This window comes from Pseudomonas sp. AC083 (assembly GCF_979253165.1).
On record NZ_CEEDDH010000046.1, the window covers coordinates 1 to 423 of the forward strand.

At 44.0% G+C, this 423-nt stretch carries 2 protein-coding genes; both read right to left on the minus strand.

Annotation, left to right across the window (positions count from 1 at the left end):
• Nucleotides 1-259: sigma factor (locus AC0IXA_RS27170; protein ID WP_471814864.1), on the minus strand; the 259-nt coding region annotated here is incomplete at its 3' end.
• Nucleotides 225-423: ATP-binding protein (locus AC0IXA_RS27175; RefSeq protein ID WP_471814865.1), on the minus strand; the 199-nt coding region annotated here is incomplete at its 5' end. The genes AC0IXA_RS27170 and AC0IXA_RS27175, both read right to left, overlap by 35 nt.

The following is a 423-nucleotide window of genomic DNA, read 5'->3' on the forward strand; positions in this document are numbered from 1 at the left end:
TAGCAAAGGCTTCAAATGATTTACCGACGAGCGGGTCGTATCGTTTAATGGCGCCAAGTAAACCAATCATTCCAACTTGTCTGAGGTCCTCATGAAAGCTTTTTCCTTTAGAATATTTTTTCGCCAGCATATCAACCAAGTTTGTATAGCATTCGACCAGCGTGAGCTGCGCCTGCTCGTCTTGATTGGTTTGATAGCTTTGGATGAGGCGATCTACTTCATCTTTAGTTAGTTTCATAGTTTTGGATGGTTGTGTCATGGTCAACTCGCTCCCTGTTTAAAAACTTTGTCATCGCCACGGTAACTCCGGAGTTTGCTTGCACCTCGACTTCATCCATCAATGTTTGCATTAAGTATAAACCAAGACCTCCTTCTGCCAATTGATCCACCGTATGAGCAGATGTGTACGGTCCCAAGTCTTCC